The sequence below is a fragment of the Streptomyces sp. NPDC000404 genome (assembly GCF_040300365.1).
GTDB classification, from domain to species: Bacteria; Actinomycetota; Actinomycetes; order Streptomycetales; family Streptomycetaceae; genus Streptomyces; species Streptomyces ramulosus.
The window spans coordinates 342,367-361,871 of the sequence record NZ_JBEPDN010000009.1; the positions used below are offsets into that span (position 1 = coordinate 342,367).

A 19,505-nucleotide genomic window follows, 5' to 3' on the forward strand; every position below is an offset into this window, starting at 1 on the left:
TTGATGTTGATTGGGTGGGGTTATCAGTGCTGTTCGGGTGGTGTCTCGTGCCCCGGTGAGCGGTGTCGGGGTGCCGAAAATCGGTTCACGAGGGTGGGGCGTGTCGGGGGGAGGTCGTGCCCGGCGGGTCCGGGCGGGGGCTCCGTAGACTGGAATGTGTTGATCGGAGGTGGTTATCAGTGGCGTCGCCGGCGGGCGGGGGACGGGCGCGGCAGCCGAGCCTGGCGCAGCTGCGGGCGTTCGTCGCGGTCGCCGAGCATCTGCACTTCCGGGAGGCGGCGGCCGAGATCGGGATGAGCCAGCCCGCGCTGTCCGGGGCGGTGTCGGCGCTGGAGGAGACGCTCGGCGTGCAGCTGCTGGAGCGGACCACCCGAAAGGTGCTGCTCTCCACCGCCGGGGAGCGCGTCGCGGCGCGGGCGCGGGCGGTGCTCGCGGCCGTCGGGGAGCTGCTGGAGGAGGCGGAGGCGGCCCGCGCGCCGTTCACCGGGACGCTGCGGCTCGGGGTGATCCCCACCGTCGCGCCGTATCTGCTGCCGACGGTCCTGCGGCTGGTCCACGACACCTACCCCGACCTCGATCTCCAGGTCCACGAGGAGCAGACCGCCTCGCTGCTGGACGGGCTCGGGCACGGGCGGCTCGACCTGCTGCTGCTCGCGGTGCCGCTCGGCGTGCCGCAGATCACCGAACTGCCGCTGTTCGACGAGGACTTCGTCCTGGTCGCGCCGAAGGATCACTGGCTGGGCGGGCGCGGTGACATTCCCCGCGAGGCGCTCAAGGAGCTGGATCTGCTGCTGCTCGACGAGGGGCACTGCCTGCGCGACCAGGCCCTCGACATCTGCCGGGAGGTCGGGCGGGAGGTGGGGGCGCCGGTCACGACCAGCGCGGCGGGCCTGTCGACGCTGGTGCAGCTGGTGGCCGGCGGGCTGGGCGTGACGCTGCTGCCGCGCACCGCGCTGCGCGTGGAGACCGCCCGTAACGACGAGCTGACCACCGGGTACTTCGCCGATCCGGCGCCCGCCCGGCGGATCGCGCTGGCGATGCGCAGCGGCGCGGCGCGCCAGCGCGAGTTCGAGGAGTTCGCGGCGGCGCTGCGGGTGGCGCTGCGGGGGCTGCCGGTGCGGATGGTGGAGACGGGGGCGGAGGCTCCGGCGCCGTAGCGGGGGCGGGCCGGGTCTGGCGCGTCGCCGGTCTGGCCCGGCCCCCGTTCACTCCGTCCGCAGCCCCTCCGGGCGCATCATCCGCCACAGCGGTGGCAGGCTCAGGACCGTCACGAAGAGGATCACGCCGCCGCCGATGCCCGCCATGCCGGCCACCACCGGCCAGTCCACCCGTACCTCGGCGCCGATCATCCGGAGCAGCAGCGTGCCCAGCAGCAGGCCGCAGCTGACCGCGAGCGCCAGTCCGAGCAGGACCGGGACCGCCGTCTGCCACAGGACCGACCAGCTCAGCGAGGAGCGGCGGACGCCGAAGGCGTGGAGGGAGGAGAGGGCGCGGCGGCGTTCGTGGAGCTGTTCCACCGTCGAGATGATCAGGCCCGCGCCGATCAGCAGCAGGGTGACCGCGGCGGCGGCGAACATGCCGTTGCGGACGCCGGAGTAGGCCCGGTCGTGCGGATTGTCCACCGCGGAGGCCTCGTAGAACGTCGGGGTGATCCGCGCCATCGTGGTGCGGATCCGTTCGACGGCGTCGGGGACGGAGCGGTCGAAGCCGACCCGCAGCGCCATGTCGCCCATGCCCAGGCGGCGGATGTCGACGGTGGACGGGGTGGCCAGGATGTCGTAGCGGTGGTCGTCCGGACCGTCGCCGGTGTGCAGCAGCCGGGCCTTGCGGGCGTCGGCGGGGAGCTGCCACGGGTGCGGGGTGAGGCGGTCCTCGGGGACGAACGGCGGGTTGAGGTCCAGGGCGGTGCCCGGCCGTACCGGCCTGGCGCCGGCGCCCTGGGTCACGAAGACGTCGCCGTCGCGGCAGGAGTCCAGCGCGGCCACCCGGCGCAGTTCGGCGCAGCTGCCGATGGCGAGACTCTGGAAGGTGTCGCCGTCGTGCAGGACGCTCACGGTGCCCTCGATGACGCCGTGGGCGTCCGTCGCCCCCGGCGTGGCGCGCACCGCGGCGAGCGCCCGTTCGGTCTGCTGCCAGCTGTCCGCCTGTGTGGTGTAGCCGAGCCGGGGCAGCGCGCCGGAGCGGGCGTACGCCTGGGCGAAGCCGTTCTGCATACCGGTGAAGAGCATGTGGATGGCGATCGCCCCGGCCACCGCGACGGTGATGCCGCTGACCGCGCGGGTCGCCGAACCCCCGGACACCTGGAGCCGGCGGATGGCCAGCTGCCAGGGCACCGGGCCGCCGTGCAGCCGGCCCACCACCGCCTCGACCAGCCACGGCAGCAGCGCCGTGACGCCGAACAGCAGCAGCATCGAACCGACGGCCAGCGTCGCGGTGTTGGCGCCGGTGTCGACCCACCTCTGCTGTCGGAGCAGCGGGACCAGCAGCGCCGCGCCGAGCGCCGGCAGCAGCAGCCGCCACCACAGGCGGCGGCGCGGCGCGGGCCGCCGGTGCACCACGCCGAGCGGATCGACCGTCACCCCGCGCTGCGCGAACAGCGTCACCAGGACCGATATGGCCGGGACGAGGACGGCGATCAGCGCGGCGGGCAGCGGGCCGGGCCGGATGTCGGCGGGGAAGACGTTGATGTCCCACACGGTGATCGACGCGGCGGTCTGCCGGACGGTGAGGAACAGCGCGGTGCCGCCCGCCAGGCCCAGCAGCGAGCCGAACAGCGCCTCCCCGGCGGCGACCCGGCGGGTGGTGGCGATGTCCGAGCCGAGCAGCCGCAGCGCCGCCAGCCGCCGCTCGCGCCGGTCGTTGCCGAACCGCGCGGACGTTCCGATGAAGACCGTCACCGGCGTCAGCAGCGCCACACACGTCATGATCACCAGCAGCGTGCCCTGCGGGGTCAGCGGCCGCGGGGTCCAGCTCTTGCCGAAGTGGTCGATGCGGTACCCGGTGGGCGCGCGCAGCTTCGTGCCGCCCGCGACATAGGTCAGCTCCGCCGGGCCCTGGAGCCCCGCGTCGCCGATGGTGCCGATGACCTTGTACGGGAGCCGCTGCCGCAGCAGGGCGCTGTCCGGTTCGGCCAGCAGCTCCTTGAGCGCCGGGGAGACCCGCATCTCGCCCGGCCCGGGGAGGCGGTCCATGCCGGGCGGCACGGGCGGGTGGTCGCCGTCGGGCTGGACCAGGCGGCCGCGGATCGGCAGCCCGTGGAAGACGGTGTCGGCGTGCGCGTAGCGCACCGTGGTGTCGCCGCGTGGCGGTTCGTACCGCTGGCCGAGGTTCTCGCGGGCTTTCTCGCGGCCGTGCCAGGCGTTGATCAGCGTCGGTGCGGACGCGCTGATCAGCAGCACGGCGACCCCGAGGGCCACGCCGACCGCCGTCAGGGCCGTCCGCGTCCAGCCCTCGCGGCCGCCGCCCGCGGCGAACCGTATCCCCATGAGCAGATCGCGGCACCAGCCCCGCGCCCGGACCGGCACGGGGGCGCCGGGACGACTCACCGCAAGCCCGCCAGCAGGTCCTTCACCTTGCCGTCGCGGACGGTGATCTCGCGGTCGGAGTAGGCGGCGACGCGGGTCTCGTGGGTGACGAGGACGACGGCCGCCTGCGTCTCGCGGGCGGCGTCGGTCAGCAGCGTCATCACGCGTTCGCCGTTGAGGGAGTCGAGGGCGCCGGTCGGCTCGTCCGCGAAGACGACGCGGGGGCGGGTGGCGAGGGCGCGGGCGACGGCGACGCGCTGGCCCTGGCCGCCGGAGACCTCACCGGGGCGCTGCTTGTGCACGTCCTCGACCTCCAGCCGCTCCAGCCACTCCCGCGCCTGCCGCTCGGCCTCCTTGCGGCGGGCGCCGCCCAGGCGGAGCGGCAGGGCGACGTTCTCCAGGCAGGTCAGCTCGGGGACGAGTTGGCCGAATTGGAAGACGAAGCCGAAGTCGGTGCGGCGCAGGGCGCTGCGTTCGGCGTCGCTCATGGCCGTCAGATCACGGTCGCCGTAGTGGACGGTGCCGCGGTCCGGCCGGATGATCCCGGCCAGGCAGTGCAGCAGGGTCGACTTTCCGGAGCCGGACGGGCCGAGGACGGCGACGACCTCGCCGGGGTGGACGGAGAACTCCGCGCCGTCCAGCGCGGGCGTCGCACCGTACGCCTTGTGCAGGTCGCGCGCGGCGAGCAGCGAACCCTCGGGCGTCATTCGTGCACCGTCTGCGCCAGTCCGTCGAGCCGGGCGGCGGTCAGCTCCAGCCAGCGCAGATCCGCCTCCAGGTGGAAGAGCGCATGGTCGCAGATGAGCTGGTCGGCGAGGTCGCCCTGGCGCTTGCGCTCGGTGAGCGAGCGCATCAGCCGCAGATGCTCGGCCCGCTGGGTGTCGAGCAGCTCGGCGGCGTCCCGCCCGGTCATCAGCGCGAGGACGACCTTGGTGTACAGCGTCGACTGGAGGTACGGCTCCGGCTTCTCCGGGCGGCTGAGCCACTGCCCGACGTCCGTGACACCGGCGTCCGTGATCGCGTACCGCTTGCGCTCGGGGCCCGCACCGGCCTCGACGCCGTCCACCTCGACCAGACCGTTCTTCAGCAGCCGGGACATCGTCGAGTAGACCTGCCCGTAGTGCAGCGGACGGTCGTGCCCGAAGTGCTCGTCGAAGGCCCGCTTGAGGTCGTAGCCATGGCGGGGGCCGGACTCCAGGAGGCCCAGCAGCGTATGACCGATTGACATGGCGACCACCTTACGTCGTGGGTGTATCCCGGGTGTATACGCTCGATTCATACGTACCCGCCCGCGTGCGCGCGAACGCCCCGCGCACCCCGGGTGACCAGGGCTTCGCGGGGCGTTCCGGGCGGCGGTGCGCTCACTCCGTCCGCAGGCCGTCCGGGCGCATCAGCCGCCACAGCGACGGCAGGCTCAGCAGCGTGACGAGGAGGACCAGCAGGCCGCCGGCGAGCGGCAGCGGCCAGATGTCCGCCCAGTCGTATCGGGCCCGGCCCGCCATCCGCAGCAGCCCGGAGCCGAGCCCGAGCCCGGCGGCCACCGCCAGGGCCAGCCCCAGCGCGATCGGCACCGCCGTCTGCCACAGCACCGACCAGGCCAGGGTGGAGCGGCGGGTGCCGAAGGCCACCAGCACCGACAGCAGCCGGCGCCGCTCGCGCAGCTGCTCCACGGTGGTGACCAGCAGTCCGGCGGCGACCAGCGCCATCGTCACCGTCGAGCCGAGCAGCAGCCCGGTGTGCACGCTGGCGTACTGGGCGTCGCTCTCGGTGTCGTGCACCGCGTTGACGTCCACCTCGGGCCCGAGCGCGGCGGCCGTGTTGCGGACGTACTCCTCGGCGTCGGGCACCCCGGGGTCGGTCCGGATCAGGACGTGCCCGTACGGGCGGTGGAGCCGGCTGGGGTCGAGGGCGCCGGGGGTGGCGAGGACGCCGAGCGAGAGGCGGCCCGTCGGGTCCTTGCGGGCGCTGACCTCGCGGGTGTGCTCCGGGAGGGTCCACCGGCGGGACGTGCCGGTCGGCCTGCCGGTCTCCTCGTCGGCGTTGAGCAGGACCTGGCCGCCGGGGCGGGCGGTGGCGCGGACCGCCTCGGCGTCGACCGCCAGGCCGCCGTTGACGGCGAGGAAGACGTCGCCGTCGCGGCAGGGGCCGGTGTGCGCCACCTCGCGGAGCGCGGCGCAGTCGCCGACGGTCAGCGGGGAGGAGGGCGGGGAGTCCTCGCCCTTGCGCGGCGGACCGGACCGGGTCACGTGCGCCGTGATCAGCGGGCGGCTGGTGCGGACCCCCTCGGTCCGCGCGAGCCGCGCGGCGTCCCGTCGGAGGGCGGCGCCGGTGGACTCCGGCAGCTCCACGGAGAGCTGGGCGCGGCTGGAATCCTGTCCGGTGCGCCGGACGAAGTCGCTCTGGAGCGCGGAGACCAGCAGTTGCAGCGCCAGCGCCCCGGCCACCGCGACGCAGATGCCGCTGACCGCGCGGGCCGCGGAGCCGCCGCTCAACTGGAGCCGGCGGACGGCGAGCTGCCAGGCGACGGGCCCGCGGCCGAGCCGCCGCACGGCCGCCTCGATCGCCCAGGGCAGCAGCGCCGTGACGCCGCACAGCGTCAGCGCCGCGCCCACCGCGGCCACGTAGGCGCGGGCGCCGCCCGCCCGCAGGTCGACCGGCCCGCCGAGCAGCAGCAGCGCCGGGCCGCCGATCAGCAGCGGCAGCCGCCACCACAGCCGCCGGCGGCGGGCCGTACGGCCGCGGACCACACCGAGCGGTTCGATGGCGACGCCGCGCAGCGTGACGAGGGTGACGACGAGGGCGGCGGCCGGGACGGCCACCGCGATCAGCGCGGCGAGCGCCGGGAGCGGCGTCACGTCGGAGGGGAAGGCGTTGATGTCGTAGAGGGTGACGGAGCCCGCGTACGCGCGGCAGACCAGGAACAGCGCGGTGCCCAGGGCCAGTCCGCACAGCGCGCCGAAGAGCGCCTCGCCCGCGGCGATCCGGCGGGTGGTGGCGAGGTCCGCGCCGACCAGCCGGAGCGCGGCCAGCCGCCGGTCGCGGCGCTCGCCGCCGAACCGGATCGCGGTGGCGATGAAGACGGCCACCGGCATCAGCAGCACCACGCACGCGATGACGATCAGCATCAGCAGCAGCGGGCTCATCGGCGCCCCGGGATCGTCGGCGCCGAAGCGGTCCAGCCGGAACCCGGAGGTCTCCGCGATGGGGACGTCGCTGGTCAGGTAGTACGCCAGCTCCTTCGGGCCGACCAGTCCGGAATCGGCGATGGTGCCGGTGATCTCGTACGGCAGCCGCTCGCGCAGCAGGGCGCCGTCGGGGGAGGCGAGCAGAGTGCGCAGGGCGGGGGAGACCGCCATGGTGCCGGGGCGCGGGTAGGCGCCGATGCCCGGCGGGAGCGGGGCGTCGGGTCCGTCGGGGCGCAGCCGGAGGCCGAAGAGCCGCTCGCCGCGGTAGGCGGTCGTGTCCTGGGCGGCGACGACGGTGCGGGCGGAGGCGGGCGGCGGCTCCGCGCCGTTGAGGATCTGCCGGGCCATGGCCCGTTCGTTGCGGCCCTCCATGAGGTGCGGCACCGACGCGGCGCCGAGCAGCAGCAGGACGCCGAGGCCGACGCCGACGGCGGTCAGCAGCGTCCGGGTCCAGCCCTCGCGGCCCCCGGCGGCGGCGAACCGCAGCCCCATGCCGAGGTCGCGGAGCCATACGGAGAGCCCGCGCGGTGGGGCTGGCGGCCGGTGCGGTGGGTGCGTCATGCGGGCACCGTCTCCCTGACCTTGCCGTCGCGGACGACGACCGCGCGGTCGGAGTAGGCGGCGACGCGGGTCTCGTGGGTGACGAGGACGACGGCCGCCCGGGTGTCGCGGGCGGCGTCGGTGAGCAGGCCCATGACGCGTTCGCCGTTGAGGGAGTCCAGGGCGCCGGTCGGTTCGTCCGCGAACAGGACGCGGGGGCGGGTGGCGAGGGCGCGGGCGACGGCGACGCGCTGGCCCTGGCCGCCGGAGACCTCACCGGGACGGCGGTCGGCGACGGAGTCCACCTCCAGCCGCTCCAGCCAGCCGCGCGCCTCGGCCTCGGCCGTCCTGCGGGCCGCACCGGCCAGCCGCATCGGCAGGGCGACGTTCTCCAGGCAGGTGAGTTCGGGGACGAGTTGGCCGAACTGGAAGACGAAGCCGAAGTCGGTGCGGCGCAGGGCGCTGCGTTCGGCGTCGTTCATGGCCGTCAGGTCGCGGTCGCCGTAGTGGACGGTGCCGCGGTCGGGTCGGATGATTCCGGCGAGGCAGTGCAGGAGTGTGGATTTTCCCGAGCCGGAGGGGCCGAGGACGGCGACGACCTCGCCGGGGTGGACGGAGAACTCCGCGCCGTCCAGCGCGGGCGTCGCACCGTACGCCTTGTACAGGCCACCGGCGTGGAGCAATGAGCCGGGCGGGGTCATGGGCGGGCCTCCGGGGGTGCGGGCAGGGGACGTCCTTGGGGCATGCGGCGCACTCTACACGAGGTGTATACATCGCGTGTATAGAGCGGTTCCGGCAGTCGGAGCCGCTTCCCGCCTCGGCCCGGGGCCGCGTCCGGCCCGGTGCCCCGCGGCTCGCGCCCGGCGGCAGCTCGCGGCCCGTTCGGACGGCCGGCCGGTCTCGCATCCGGTGCCGCGCCCCGCCAGGTCAGTCCGCTCAGCCCGCCGTCCCGTCCGCCCCCGGCGCCTTCGGTGGCCGGCCGCGCCGCGGCATGCCGCCCGTCCCGCGCGGCAGCCGGCCCGCGTCCGCCAGCGCCTTCCGCAGCAGGAACTCGATCTGGGCGTTGGTGCTGCGGAGTTCGTCGCCGGCCCAGCGGGCCAGTGCGTCGTGGACCAGCGGGTCCAGCCGCAGCAGCACCTGCTTGCGCTGCTGCGGCCGTCGCGCGGGTTTGCGGGCGCCGCCGCCCGCTCCCTCGGGGCTCTCGTCGCTCACTGGTAGAGCGAGCCCGTGTTCAGCACCGGCTGGGCGGCCCGGTCACCGCACAGCACCACCATCAGATTGCCGACCATGGACGCCTTGCGCTCCTCGTCCAGCTCGACGATGCCCTGCTCGCTGATGCGCACCAGCGCCTGCTCGACCATGCCGACCGCGCCCTCCACGATCTGCTGCCGCGCCGCGACCACCGCGCCCGCCTGCTGCCGCTGGAGCATCGCCGAGGCGATCTCGGGCGCGTAGGCGAGGTGGCTGAAGCGGGACTCGATGATCCGCACGCCGGCCGCCTGCACCCGGGCGGTCAGCTCGGCGGCGAGCTTCTCGGTGATCTCCTCGGCGTTGCCGCGCAGCGACAGCGCGTCCTCGTCGTGCGCGTCGTAGGGGTACTCGATCGCGATGTGGCGGACCGCCGCCTCGGTCTGGGTCGAGACGAACTCCAGGAAGTCGTCCACCTCGAAGAGCGCCTGCGCGGTGTCCTCGACCTGCCAGACGACGATCGACGCCAGCTCGATCGGATTGCCGTACGCGTCGTTGACCTTCAGCACCGCCGTCTCGTGGTTCCGCACCCGGGTGGAGATCTTCCGGGCGCTGGTCAGCGGGTTGACCCAGCGCAGGCCGTCGGTGCGGATGGTGCCGACGTACCGGCCGAAGAGCTGGATCACCCGCGCCTCGCCCGGCGCCACCATCTTCACGCCGGTCATGCAGAAGATCGAGGTCAGCAGCGTCAGGATGCCGACGATGATCAGCGCGGCGGCGAGCCCGGAGCCGCCGTGCGAACCGGCGATCCCGCCGCCGATGATCATCGCGATGCCGAGGAAGACGCCGAGCGTGGTCAGCAGCAGTGCCAGGCCGCCCGGAATGCTGTGCGCGGCCTTCTCGCGGACCTGCGGGGCGGGCATCTCGGGCGCGTCGGCGAGCGGCGCGTCGCCTCTGGGCGCGGTGGCGGGTGTGGTCTCGGACATGGAAGCCCCGTTTCTCGTGACGCGCCCGGAACGCCGGACGCGGGGCCGGTGGCGCGCCCGGGCGGTCCCCGGCACGATCTCACCGACTCATCAAAGTGATATCACTTTAACTCCTCGGTCCGGCCACCGCGCAACCCCGTCCGCGGTTCCGTCGCACCAGGTGCTCTTTGTCACGTACGAAAAGCCCTTGATCGATGAGCATTTGCGGGCAGATGCGGTGTTAGCTTCAACAGCTGACCCAGCGGGGGGCGGTACGACGAAAGTGACAGGAGCCATGGGCCGAGCGGACGCGACACGAACGCGGCAGGGGAGCCGCGGGGACGGGCCCCGAGGCCCGAAGGGCCGGATACGCCGCCTCTTCACCTGGAAGAAGATGCTCGGCACCTTCTTCGGGATATGCCTGCTCGGCATAGCGGGCGCCGTCGGCCTGTACTTCTACGTCGACGTCCCCGCTGCGGGCACCGAACTCGCCACCGCGCAGAGCAACGTCTACAAGTACGCCGACGGCAAGGTCCTCGCCCGCACCGGCAAGCTGAACCGCGAGAGCGTGCCGCTCAGCAAGGTGCCCCTGAAGGTGCAGCACGCCTTCGTCGCCGCCGAGAACAAGACGTTCTACGACGACTCCGGCATCGACCTCAAGGGCACCTTCCGCGGCATCTTCAAGACCCTCCAGGGCGAGGGCAAGCAGGGTGGCTCCACGATCACCCAGCAGTACGTCAAGAACTACTACCTCTCCCAGGAGCAGACGGTCTCCCGCAAGCTCCAGGAGATCGTGATCTCCCTCAAGGTGGACGCCGAGAAGGGCAAGTCGGAGATCCTCGACGGCTACCTCAACACCAGCTACTACGGGCGCGGCGCCTACGGCATCCAGGCCGCCGCCCAGGCGTACTACCGCAAGGACGCAAGCCAGCTCACCGTCTCCCAGGGCGCCTACCTCGCCTCGCTGCTCCAGGCCCCCAACCAGTACGACTGGGCGCTTGCCACCCCCGACGGCAAGAAGCGCGCCAAGGCCCGCTGGGCCTACACCCTCGACAACATGGTCGAGATGAAGTGGCTCTCCCAGGCCGAGCGGGACCAGCAGAAGTTCGACGTCCCGAAGGACCCCAAGCCCCAGGAGGGGCTGACCGGCCGCACCGGCTACCTCGTCAAGGCGGCCAAGGACGAACTCTTCGCCCACGGCGTCGACGAGAAGAAGTTCGAGCTGGGCGGCTGGACCGTCACCCTCGGCATCGAGAAGGACAAGCAGCTCGCCCTGGAGAAGGCGGTCAAGGACAAGCTCACCCGCGACCTCGACCCCAAGCTGCGCGAGGCCGACCGCAACGCCCAGCTGGGCGCCGCCTCCGTCGACCCGAGCACCGGCCACATCGTCGCGATGTACGGCGGCGCCGGGTACACCCAGCACTACATCAACAACGCGACGCGCCAGGACTACCAGCCGGCCTCCACCTTCAAGCCGCTGATCCTCGCCACCGCCCTGGAGAACCACGCCACCACCCAGGACGGCCGGCCGATCACGCCCGACACCGTCTACGACGGCACCAGCCGCCGCCCGGTCGTCGGCGGCACCGCCCCCTTCGCGCCGCCCAACGAGGACCAGCGCAGCTACGGCAACATCACCGTCCAAAAGGCGATGAACAACTCCGTCAACTCGGTGTTCGCGCAGATGGGCGCCGACGTCGGCCTCGACAGCCTGAAGAAGACCGCGACCTCGCTGGGCATGAACGGCGCCCGGATGGACGTCCAGCCCGCCATGACCCTCGGCTCCATGGGCGCCAGCCCCGTGCAGATGGCCGGCGTCTACGCGACCTTCGACAACCACGGCCGCAAGGTCACCCCGACCCTGGTCACCAAGGCCGAGCACGCCAGCGACCCGGAGCCGGACCTGCCCGACCCGATCGGCGACCAGGTGCTCAGCCGCAAGACCGCCGACACCGTCACCTCCGTGCTGCGCGGCGTGGTCGACGACGGTACGGCCACGGCGGTGCAGGACACCTCGTACCAGGCGGCGGGCAAGACCGGCACCTCCGACGACAACAAGTCGGCGTGGTTCGTCGGCTACACGCCCAAGCTGGTCACCGCCGTCGGCATGTTCGGTGAGGCCGAGGGCGGCAAGCAGGTCACCCTCCGCGGCGCCGGTGGGGGCGGCCGGGTCAACGGCGGCGGCTACCCGGCGCAGGTCTGGGCCGCCTACAACGCGGCGGCGCTCGGCGCCGGCGCCGGTGCCACCTTCGACCTGGACGCCGACTCGGGCATGGGCGTGGCCCCGCCGCCCCCGACCAACACCCCCACGGCCCCGTCGGAGACGCCCTCGGACACCCCGACCGAGACGCAGAGCCCGTCGGACACCCCGTCCCACGACCCGACGCCGACCGACTCCGGCGCCCCGACGCCCACCGACACCGGCTCGGCGCCGACCGACCCCGGCACCGGCGACCCGAACGGCGGCACCACCGGCGGCCCGGGCGGCGGCAACGGCGGCCAGGGCACCGGCGGCAACAACGGCACCGGCGGCGGCAACGGCGCCGGCGGCACCACCGACGGCCTCACCGGGCTGAACTGAGCTGAGCTGGGCTGAACTGACCGGCCCTCACGCACGGCCGCGGCCCCCGACCCGTACCCACGGGCCGGGGGCCGCGGCCGTGCGGTGGCGCGGGTCAGCCGCCGTTGACCTTCTTCGCGATCCGGTCGCCGAGGTCCTTGTCGACGTTGCGCCAGTACTGGAACGCCCGCTCCTGCACCGGCTTGCTCACCCCGTTGCTCAGATGCCCGGCGACATTGCTCACCAGCCGGTCGCGCGCCGCGTCGTCCAGCACCTTGCGGACCAGCGTCCCCGGCTGCCCGAAGTCGTCGTCCTCCCGGCGCTTGGTGTACGCCTCCCGGACCAGCTCACCGGCGCTCTCCCAGCCCACCGGGTCCTTGCCCTCCTGCGCGGGCGCCGACGGCCCCCCGTACGAGTTCGGCGCGTAGGGCCGGGCCGCCCGCGACGGATCGAACCGCATCGGGCCGTCCTTGGCGTACGAGTGGACCGGGACGTGCGCCCGGTTCGGCGGCAGCTGGGCGTAGTTCGGGCCGATCCGGTACCGGTGCGTGTCCGGGTACGAGAACAGCCGCCCCAGCAGCATCTTGTCCGGCGACGGGCCGATGCCCGGCACGAGGTTCGACGGCTCGAACGCCGCCTGCTCGATGTGGATGAAGTAGTCCTCCGGGTTCCGGTTCAGCGTCATCCGCCCGACCTCGATCAGCGGGTAGTCGCCGTGCGGCCACACCTTCGTCAGATCGAACGGGTTGAACCGGTAGTCCGGCGCGTCGTCGAACGGCATGACCTGCACATACAGCGTCCACGACGGGGCGTTGCCGCTCTCGATCGCATCGTGGAGGTCGCGGCGGTGGATGTCGGCGTCCTCACCGGCGAGCCGGTCCGCGTCCGCCTGGGTGAGGAAGTCGATGCCCTGGTCGGTCTTGAAGTGGTACTTGATCCAGAACTTCTCCCCTCCGGCGTTGACCCACATGTACGTGTGCGAGCCGTAGCCGTTCATGTGCCGGTACGTCTTGGGGATGCCGCGGTCGCCCATCAGCCAGGTGACCATGTGCGCGGACTCCGGCTGCAGCGTCCAGAAGTCCCACTGCATGTCGTTGTCGCGCAGCCCGTTGTCGGGACGGCGCTTCTGCGAGCGGATGAAGTCCTGGAACTTGATCGTGTCGCGGACGAAGAACACCGGGGTGTTGTTGCCGACCAGGTCGTAGTTGCCCTGCTCGGTGTAGAACTTCAGGGCGAAACCGCGCGGGTCGCGCCAGGTGTCGGGGGAGCCCTGCTCACCGGCGACGGTCGAGAAGCGGGCCAGCATCTCGGTCGTCTTGCCCGGCTGGAAGAGATCCGCCCTGGTGAACTGGCTGACGTCGTTGGTGACCTTGAAGGTGCCGTACGCGCCGCTGCCCTTGGCGTGCACCACCCGCTCGGGGACCCGCTCCCGGTTGAAGAGGGCCATCTTCTCGATCAGATAGTGGTCGTGCAGCGCGATCGGGCCGTCGGGGCCGATGGTCAGCGAGTTCTCGTCGCTCTCGACGGGGATGCCGACGTTGTTCGTCGTGTGCGGGACGTTCTGCGCGGGGCTGGACATGGAGGAGCGCCTCCGTTTCGGCGGGGAGGAAGGGGCGGAGTGGGGGGTCAGTCAGTCCCTTTTGTCCACCCAAGCAGTCAACGCCGCCGACGGCATGTCGGCAACCCTGGCCCGGCGGCCCCGCACGCGGCGCACCCGCACGGACGAAGGCCCCGCCCGGCTGCCCGGACGGGGCCTTCGTTTCGCCGGACGCACCACGCGTCCGGCCGGGTGATCAGCGCGGACCGGCGCCCGGCGGCATCGACAGCTCGAACCAGACGACCTTGCCCATGCTCAGCCGGGTGGCGCCCCAGCGCCGCGCCATGCGGTTGACGAGATACAGGCCGCGCCCGCCCTCGTCCGACGGGCGCGCCTGACGCAGCCGCGGCAGCTGCGGGACGTCGTCGCCGACCTCGCAGCGCAGCACGTCGGTGCGCAGCAGCCGCAGCGTCACCGGCCGCTCCGCATACCGCACCGCATTGGTGACCACCTCGCTGACCAGCAGCTCCACCTGATCCGTCAGCTCCTCCAGACCCCAGCGCGACAGCGCCCGCCGGGCCAGCCGGCGCGCCTGCCCCGCCGTCTGAGCCTTCGGATCGAGATACCAGTACGCGACATCGCTGGGCGCTATCCCGTCGAATCTCGCCGCCAGCAACGCGATGTCGTCGTCGCGGTCGCCGGGCCCGAGCATGTCCAGCACCTCGTCGCAGAGCGGCTCCAGCGGCGGCGGGTTCGGGCCCGTCAGCCGCGCCGTCTCCGCCAGCCGCTCCCGCAGCTGCTCGATGCCGGTCCACACGTCCCGGATCCGCGACTCGACCAGACCGTCGGTGTAGAGCACCAGCGTGGCACCGGCCGGGGCGTCCAGCTCCACCGCCTCGAAGTCCACGCCACCGACGCCGATCGGCGCGCCCGCCGGGACCCGCAGCACCTCCGCCCGGCCGCCGCGGTGCAGCATGACGGGCGGCGGATGACCCGCGTTCGCCACGATGATGCGGTGCGCCACCGGGTCGTACACCGCGTACAGGCAGGTCGCCATGCGGTCCGAACCCAGCCGCTGCGCCTGCTCGTCGAGGTGGTGCAGCACCTCCTGCGGCGGCAGATCCAGACCGGCCAGCGTCTGTGCCGTCGTCCGCAGCTGCCCCATGATCGCCGCCGAGGTCATCGAATGCCCCATGACATCCCCGACGACCAGCGCCACCCGGCTGCCCGGCAGCGGGATCGCGTCGTACCAGTCGCCGCCCACCCGCGCCGTCTCCGCCGCGGGCAGATAGCGGCTCGCCAGGCGGACGCCGGTCGGCTGCGGCAGCGAGTCCGGCAGCATCGTGCGCTGCAGCGCGTCGGCGATGTACGCCTCGCGGCCGTAGAACACCGCCTTGTCCACCCCGAGCGCGGTGTGCGTCGCCAGCTGCGCCGCGACCAGCAGGTCGTCGCCCTCGAACGCCGGACGGTCCGGGCGGCGCAGGAACACCGCCGCGCCGATCACCCGGCGGCGGCCGCGCAGCGGCGCCAGGATCACCCGGCGCCCACCCGGCAGCTGGGTGTCGTCGCCCAGCAGCTCCGGCAGCGCCGTCCGCGCCGCCGGGACGTCGCCGAACAGCGGCCGCACCCCGCGCAGCACCTCCGCCAGCGGCCCGCCGGTCAGCACCTCGGCCAGCTCGGCGGCGCTGCCGCCCATCGCCGGGCCGAGATCCGGCTGCGCGGGCAGCACCGGCAGCCGGATGCCGTTGGTGTCCGGCTCCGCCGGGATCCGGTCGGTACGGCGCAGCCGCAGCACCATCGGCTCGGCCGGCCGCTCGTCGCCCACCGGCAGCGGATCGCGCAGATACACCAGGATCGCGTCGGCGAAGGTCGGGACCGTCGCCCGGCAGAGGCCCAGCACGATCTCGTCGAGATCGATACCGCGGGCGATCCGCCGGGTGGCCGCGCCGATGAACCGCAGCCGGTCACCGCCCGCCTGCCGGGCGGCCGCCGCCTCGTCGCTCTCGCCCGGATGGTCCGCCCGCGCCGGAGGCACCGGCGCCGCACCGCCCGCCGGAGCCGTGGGCGGCGGCACGAACGCGCCGGACGGGGCGCCGTCACCCGGCGGCCGCGACCGGCCGCCCTCCCGTGGCCGCCCGATGCCCTCGGCCGGGACGTGGCCGGTGCCCGGCCGCGGCTCACCGGGGCGCGGCTCGCCCTGCTCCGGCGGCTGTGCCCCGCCGACCGCGCCGCGCGCCGCCAGACCGTCGTCGTACGGGGCGTGCCCGCCGGCCGTACGGGGACGGCCGTGGCCCGCGACCGGCTCGCCGCTGCCCGGCCCGGCACCGGCCGTGACCAGCGGGACGTCCGGCGACGCGGCAGCCGCGCCGTTCTCACCGCGCACGGCGAAACCGGCCCCGGGCAGCGGTGCGAAGCCCGCCGCCCCCGGCTGCTGGAGGGCGCTGCGCGGATCCGGCACCCCGCCGAGCGGCGAGGAGCCCGGGCCCCGCGCAGGGGACGCCGAAGGAGCGGCAGGCGAGGCCGGCTGCCGCAGGTGGTGGGAGGTTGGGTGCTCCGTCACGCGTGGGATTCCATCCGTCCGGGGCTGCGCGCCCGACGCGCCGCGTGTCAAGGGCGCCGGTGCGACGCGCCTGACCCGCTGCGTCTCAAGCGCGTCGCAGGTGCAGAAAGAGCTGGATCTCAGGTGGTACGTCCGTACTGGCCGGGGCGTACGCGTAGGAATCCTCCCCGGCGATGTCGAAACCCGCGTCGTGCACGACACGGCGCAGATCCTCACGCAGGAAACCCGATACCCGGATCGAGTTGCCCAGGAACGGGATCGTGAAGTCGTCCACATCGGCCTCGACCATGGACAGGGCCATCACCCCACCCGGCCGTAGCAGATCATGCAGCATCCGCAGCGCATAGGGAATCTCCGCGCGCGGCAGCATCAGCAGGGTGAAGTACGCCGTGATCCCGTCGAACGACCCGGGGCCGCCCAGCAGGCCGTTCCGCAGCTCCGCGACGTCCATCGCGTGGAACTCCGCCCCGGGGACGTTCTCCCCGGACAGCTTGACCATCGCGGGCGAGAGGTCGATGCCCACGACCCGGTGGCCCGCCTCGGCGAGCTGACGGGAGGTGGGCAGCCCGGTGCCGCAGCCGACGTCCAGCACCCGCGAGCCGGGCGGCAGTTCACCGGCCAGCCACGCGGCGGACGACACCTGTCCGTCCTTGTGCGGGAACGCTTCGTCGTAGCGGTCGCCGATCGCGTCGAACGCCTCGGCCTGACCCGCCCGGTCCAGAGCTAACCGGTTCAGGCCCTCGTACTCGTCGTAGCTGTCAGCGCTCACGACCTCGCCTCTCCTGCGCCCGCGGTCAAGTTCTGTTGTGATTGGTGGAGTTGCGCCTGTGCAGTCTCGCGGAGGACGATCCTACGGTTCGTGGCCCAGGGCGCAGCAAGGGGGCTCGGCACCCCGTTCGCCGAGCGACCGGAGGAGTTGCCCCTGGAGGGCGTCCGCGGACTCCCGCCTGGCGCCCTCCGGGCGGACGACGGGACTCTGCGGACGTCCCCCAGGCGCGTCTTTCCACCCTTCGCCCCGTTCACTCGCCCGACCCCGCCTTTCCTGACTTCGCCCGCTCACTACCGCAAACGCTCCGGGACACGGTCCCAGTCCGCCGGCAGGGACGGCAGCTCCCACGCCGGATCGGGCCGCCACTCCTCCCAGCCGTCCCGGAACGGTGCGCCCCACGCGGCGATCCGCTCCACCGCCGCCCGGCCCGCGGCCCGCACCCGGGCCGCCTGCGCCGGTGGCATCAGCCCGTCCCGCTGCGCCTGGCCGAACTCGTCCTCGTCCCGCCACTCCCAGCTGCGGTCCGGGTAGACGCACAGATCGAGGAAGTGGTCCTGTGAATCGATGCCGCCCGCCCAGCGGACGCGCGGCTCCTCCAGATTCACGTACCAGTTCTTGAACCGCCACTCGCGCTCCCAGAACAGCCACACCGACCACGGCTCGCCGGGCCGCGCCAGCTTCAGCACGCCGGTGCCGAACCAGCGGTCGTAGGAGATCCGCCGCGGCTTGGTGTACCGCGTCGCCAGCGGCTCGCGGTGCACCGCGGTGCCGTCGGCCATCACCGGCTTCACACAGGCGGTGCCCGGCGCCATCCACACGGCCAGCAGGTCCTCGGTGTCCCGGACCACGGTCACCGGGCGGCAGATGTGGAAGCGCGCGCCGTCGGCGTTGTCGCGGTAGCGCCACAGGATGTGTGTGCCGGGCGCCCACCGCGCGGCCGGAACCGCCGCCCGTCGCGGCCCGGGAGCCCCGTGCCCGGCCGGCGCGCCCGCCGTGGTCCCCGCCCTCTCCGCTGTCATGGCCAGATCTTAGGGCCTGCCGCGGCCCCTGCGCCGTCCGCCCGGGAGGTCTCGCGGGGGACGGCGCGGGGGCGGGCCGCGAGGGCACCGGCGTACGCCCTGACGTGGGAGGCCCGCGGCGTCACGGGTGCGTCATCCGCAACACGTCGAGCGCCTCGTCGAGCTGTGCGGCCGTCAGCAGCCCGTGCTCCACGTAGCCGCCCTCGTCGACGACCTGACGGATCGTCTTGCGTTCCGCGAGCGCCTTCTTGGCGACCTTCGCCGCCTCCTCGTACCCGAGGTACTTGTTGAGCGGGGTGACCACCGACGGCGAGGACTCGGCGTACTCGCGGGCGCGTTCGGCGTGGGCGGTGATGCCGTCGATGGTGCGGTCGGCGAGCAGCCGGGCGACGTTGGCCAGCAGCCGGACGGACTCCAGGACGTTCTTGGCGATGACCGGGAGCATGACGTTCAGCTCGAAGTTTCCGGCCGCGCCGGCCGCGGCGACCGTCGCGTCGGCGCCGGTGACCTGCGCGGCGACCATCAGCACCGCCTCCGGGATCACCGGGTTGACCTTGCCCGGCATGATCGAGGAGCCGGGCTGGAGATCGGGCAGGGCGATCTCGGCGAGGCCGGTGCGCGGCCCGGAGGCCATCCAGCGCAGATCGTTGGCGATCTTCGTCAGGCCGACCGCGACGGTCCGCAGCTGGCCGCTGATCTCCACCACGCCGTCGCGCGCGCCCTGCGCCTCGAAGTGGTTGCGCGCCTCGGTGAGCGGCAGCCCCGTGGCGCGGGCGACCCGCTCGATCACCGCGGCGGAGAAGCCGGGCGGGGTGTTGATGCCGGTGCCCACCGCCGTGCCGCCGAGCGGGAGTTCGGCGAGCCGGGGCAGCGAGGCGCGCAGCCGTTCGACGCCGTACCGTACCTGCGCGGCGTATCCGCCGAACTCCTGCCCGAGCGTCACCGGCGTCGCGTCCATCAGGTGCGTCCGCCCGGACTTCACCACCTCGGCGAACTCCGCCGCCTTGCGCTCCAGGGCGGCCGCGAGGTGGTCGAGCGCCGGGATCAGATCGCGGGTGACCGCCGCCGTCGCCGCGATGTGGATCGACGACGGGAAGACGTCGTTGGACGACTGGCTGGCGTTGACCTCGTCGTTGGGGTGGACGTCCCGGCCCAGCCGCTCGCTCGCCAGCGTCGCGATGACCTCGTTGGCGTTCATGTTGGACGAGGTGCCGGAGCCGGTCTGGAAGACGTCGACGGGGAAGTGGTCGTCCCACCGGCCCGCCGCGACCTCCTCCGCCGCCTCCGTCACGGCCCGCGCCACCTCGGCGTCGAGCACCCCCAACTCGGCGTTGACCTCGGCCGCGGCGGCCTTGATCCGCGCCAGCGCCTCGATGTGGGCGCGCTCCAGCCGCTGGCCGGAGACCGGGAAGTTCTCCACCGCCCGCTGGGTCTGCGCCCGCCACTTCGCGTGCGCGGGCACCCGCACCTCACCCATGGAGTCGTGCTCGATGCGGTACTCCGCGCCCGTCGTGCCGTCCTGCCGTGCCGTCCTGTCGTTCACTTCGCCACCTCCGACCGGCACAGCGTCCGGCGGCCCCGCGGTGTTCCCGAGACGCTGAGTTACCACGGGTAATGCCCCGTGCGGCCTACGTTTCCGGCGCCCCCCGGGGAGCGCC

14 protein-coding genes are annotated in these 19,505 nt (G+C 73.5%); 2 read left to right on the forward strand and 12 right to left on the reverse strand.

Annotation, left to right across the window (positions count from 1 at the left end; all coding sequences use genetic code 11):
- Positions 1-179: 179 nt before the first annotated feature.
- The gene (locus ABT345_RS19930; RefSeq protein WP_345092324.1) at positions 180-1,157 is read left to right on the forward strand and encodes a hydrogen peroxide-inducible genes activator; all 978 of its coding nucleotides are present in this window, start codon (positions 180-182) and stop codon (positions 1,155-1,157) included.
- A 48-nt stretch (positions 1,158-1,205) separates the two neighbouring features.
- Here ABT345_RS19930 and ABT345_RS19935 read toward each other — a convergent pair whose 3' ends face one another.
- The 7 genes from ABT345_RS19935 to ABT345_RS19965 form a co-directional block, all read right to left on the reverse strand.
- Positions 1,206-3,485, reverse strand: coding sequence for an FtsX-like permease family protein (locus tag ABT345_RS19935; RefSeq protein WP_345092322.1), 2,280 nt, complete (start codon positions 3,483-3,485; stop codon positions 1,206-1,208).
- 56 nt (positions 3,486-3,541) lie between these two features.
- The gene (locus ABT345_RS19940) at positions 3,542-4,231 is read right to left on the reverse strand and encodes an ABC transporter ATP-binding protein (protein WP_345092319.1); all 690 of its coding nucleotides are present in this window, start codon (positions 4,229-4,231) and stop codon (positions 3,542-3,544) included.
- Positions 4,228-4,752 carry a PadR family transcriptional regulator gene (locus tag ABT345_RS19945; RefSeq protein WP_345092316.1) on the reverse strand — a complete coding sequence of 175 codons (525 nt, stop codon included), beginning with the start codon at positions 4,750-4,752 and terminating at the stop codon, positions 4,228-4,230. Before ABT345_RS19945 ends, ABT345_RS19940 begins: the two co-directional genes overlap by 4 nt.
- Before the next feature lie 133 nt (positions 4,753-4,885).
- On the reverse strand, positions 4,886-7,270 hold the full coding sequence (locus ABT345_RS19950; protein WP_345092313.1) for an ABC transporter permease: 2,385 nt from the start codon (positions 7,268-7,270) through the stop codon (positions 4,886-4,888).
- Positions 7,267-7,950, reverse strand: coding sequence for an ABC transporter ATP-binding protein (locus ABT345_RS19955; RefSeq protein ID WP_345092310.1), 684 nt, complete (start codon positions 7,948-7,950; stop codon positions 7,267-7,269). Before ABT345_RS19955 ends, ABT345_RS19950 begins: the two co-directional genes overlap by 4 nt.
- Before the next feature lie 235 nt (positions 7,951-8,185).
- Positions 8,186-8,461: a type II toxin-antitoxin system antitoxin gene (locus ABT345_RS19960; protein WP_345092307.1), complete on the reverse strand. Its 276-nt coding sequence runs from the start codon at positions 8,459-8,461 to the stop codon at positions 8,186-8,188.
- Complete coding sequence (locus tag ABT345_RS19965) at positions 8,458-9,423, reverse strand: SPFH domain-containing protein (RefSeq protein WP_345092304.1); 966 nt, start codon at positions 9,421-9,423, stop codon at positions 8,458-8,460. Before ABT345_RS19965 ends, ABT345_RS19960 begins: the two co-directional genes overlap by 4 nt.
- A gap of 274 nt (positions 9,424-9,697) precedes the next feature.
- Here ABT345_RS19965 and ABT345_RS19970 point away from each other — a divergent pair, with 274 nt between their 5' ends.
- On the forward strand, positions 9,698-11,983 hold the full coding sequence (locus ABT345_RS19970; protein ID WP_345092301.1) for a transglycosylase domain-containing protein: 2,286 nt from the start codon (positions 9,698-9,700) through the stop codon (positions 11,981-11,983).
- 94 nt (positions 11,984-12,077) lie between these two features.
- On the opposite strand, the gene ABT345_RS19975 is transcribed toward ABT345_RS19970, so the two are convergent.
- The 5 genes from ABT345_RS19975 to ABT345_RS19995 all read right to left on the reverse strand — a co-directional run bounded on the left by ABT345_RS19975 (position 12,078) and on the right by ABT345_RS19995 (position 19,390).
- On the reverse strand, positions 12,078-13,541 hold the full coding sequence (locus tag ABT345_RS19975) for a catalase (protein WP_345092299.1): 1,464 nt from the start codon (positions 13,539-13,541) through the stop codon (positions 12,078-12,080).
- Between the two features lie 214 nt (positions 13,542-13,755).
- Positions 13,756-16,059, reverse strand: coding sequence for a SpoIIE family protein phosphatase (locus ABT345_RS19980; RefSeq protein ID WP_345092296.1), 2,304 nt, complete (start codon positions 16,057-16,059; stop codon positions 13,756-13,758).
- 85 nt (positions 16,060-16,144) lie between these two features.
- Positions 16,145-16,828: a class I SAM-dependent DNA methyltransferase gene (locus ABT345_RS19985; protein WP_345092293.1), complete on the reverse strand. Its 684-nt coding sequence runs from the start codon at positions 16,826-16,828 to the stop codon at positions 16,145-16,147.
- A gap of 290 nt (positions 16,829-17,118) precedes the next feature.
- Complete coding sequence (fomD, locus tag ABT345_RS19990; RefSeq protein ID WP_345092290.1) at positions 17,119-17,847, reverse strand: cytidylyl-2-hydroxypropylphosphonate hydrolase; 729 nt, start codon at positions 17,845-17,847, stop codon at positions 17,119-17,121.
- Positions 17,848-17,968: 121 nt separating this feature from the next.
- Positions 17,969-19,390 (reverse strand): class II fumarate hydratase, encoded by a 1,422-nt coding sequence (locus tag ABT345_RS19995; RefSeq protein ID WP_345092287.1) that lies wholly within the window; start codon positions 19,388-19,390, stop codon positions 17,969-17,971.
- Positions 19,391-19,505 lie beyond the last annotated feature (115 nt).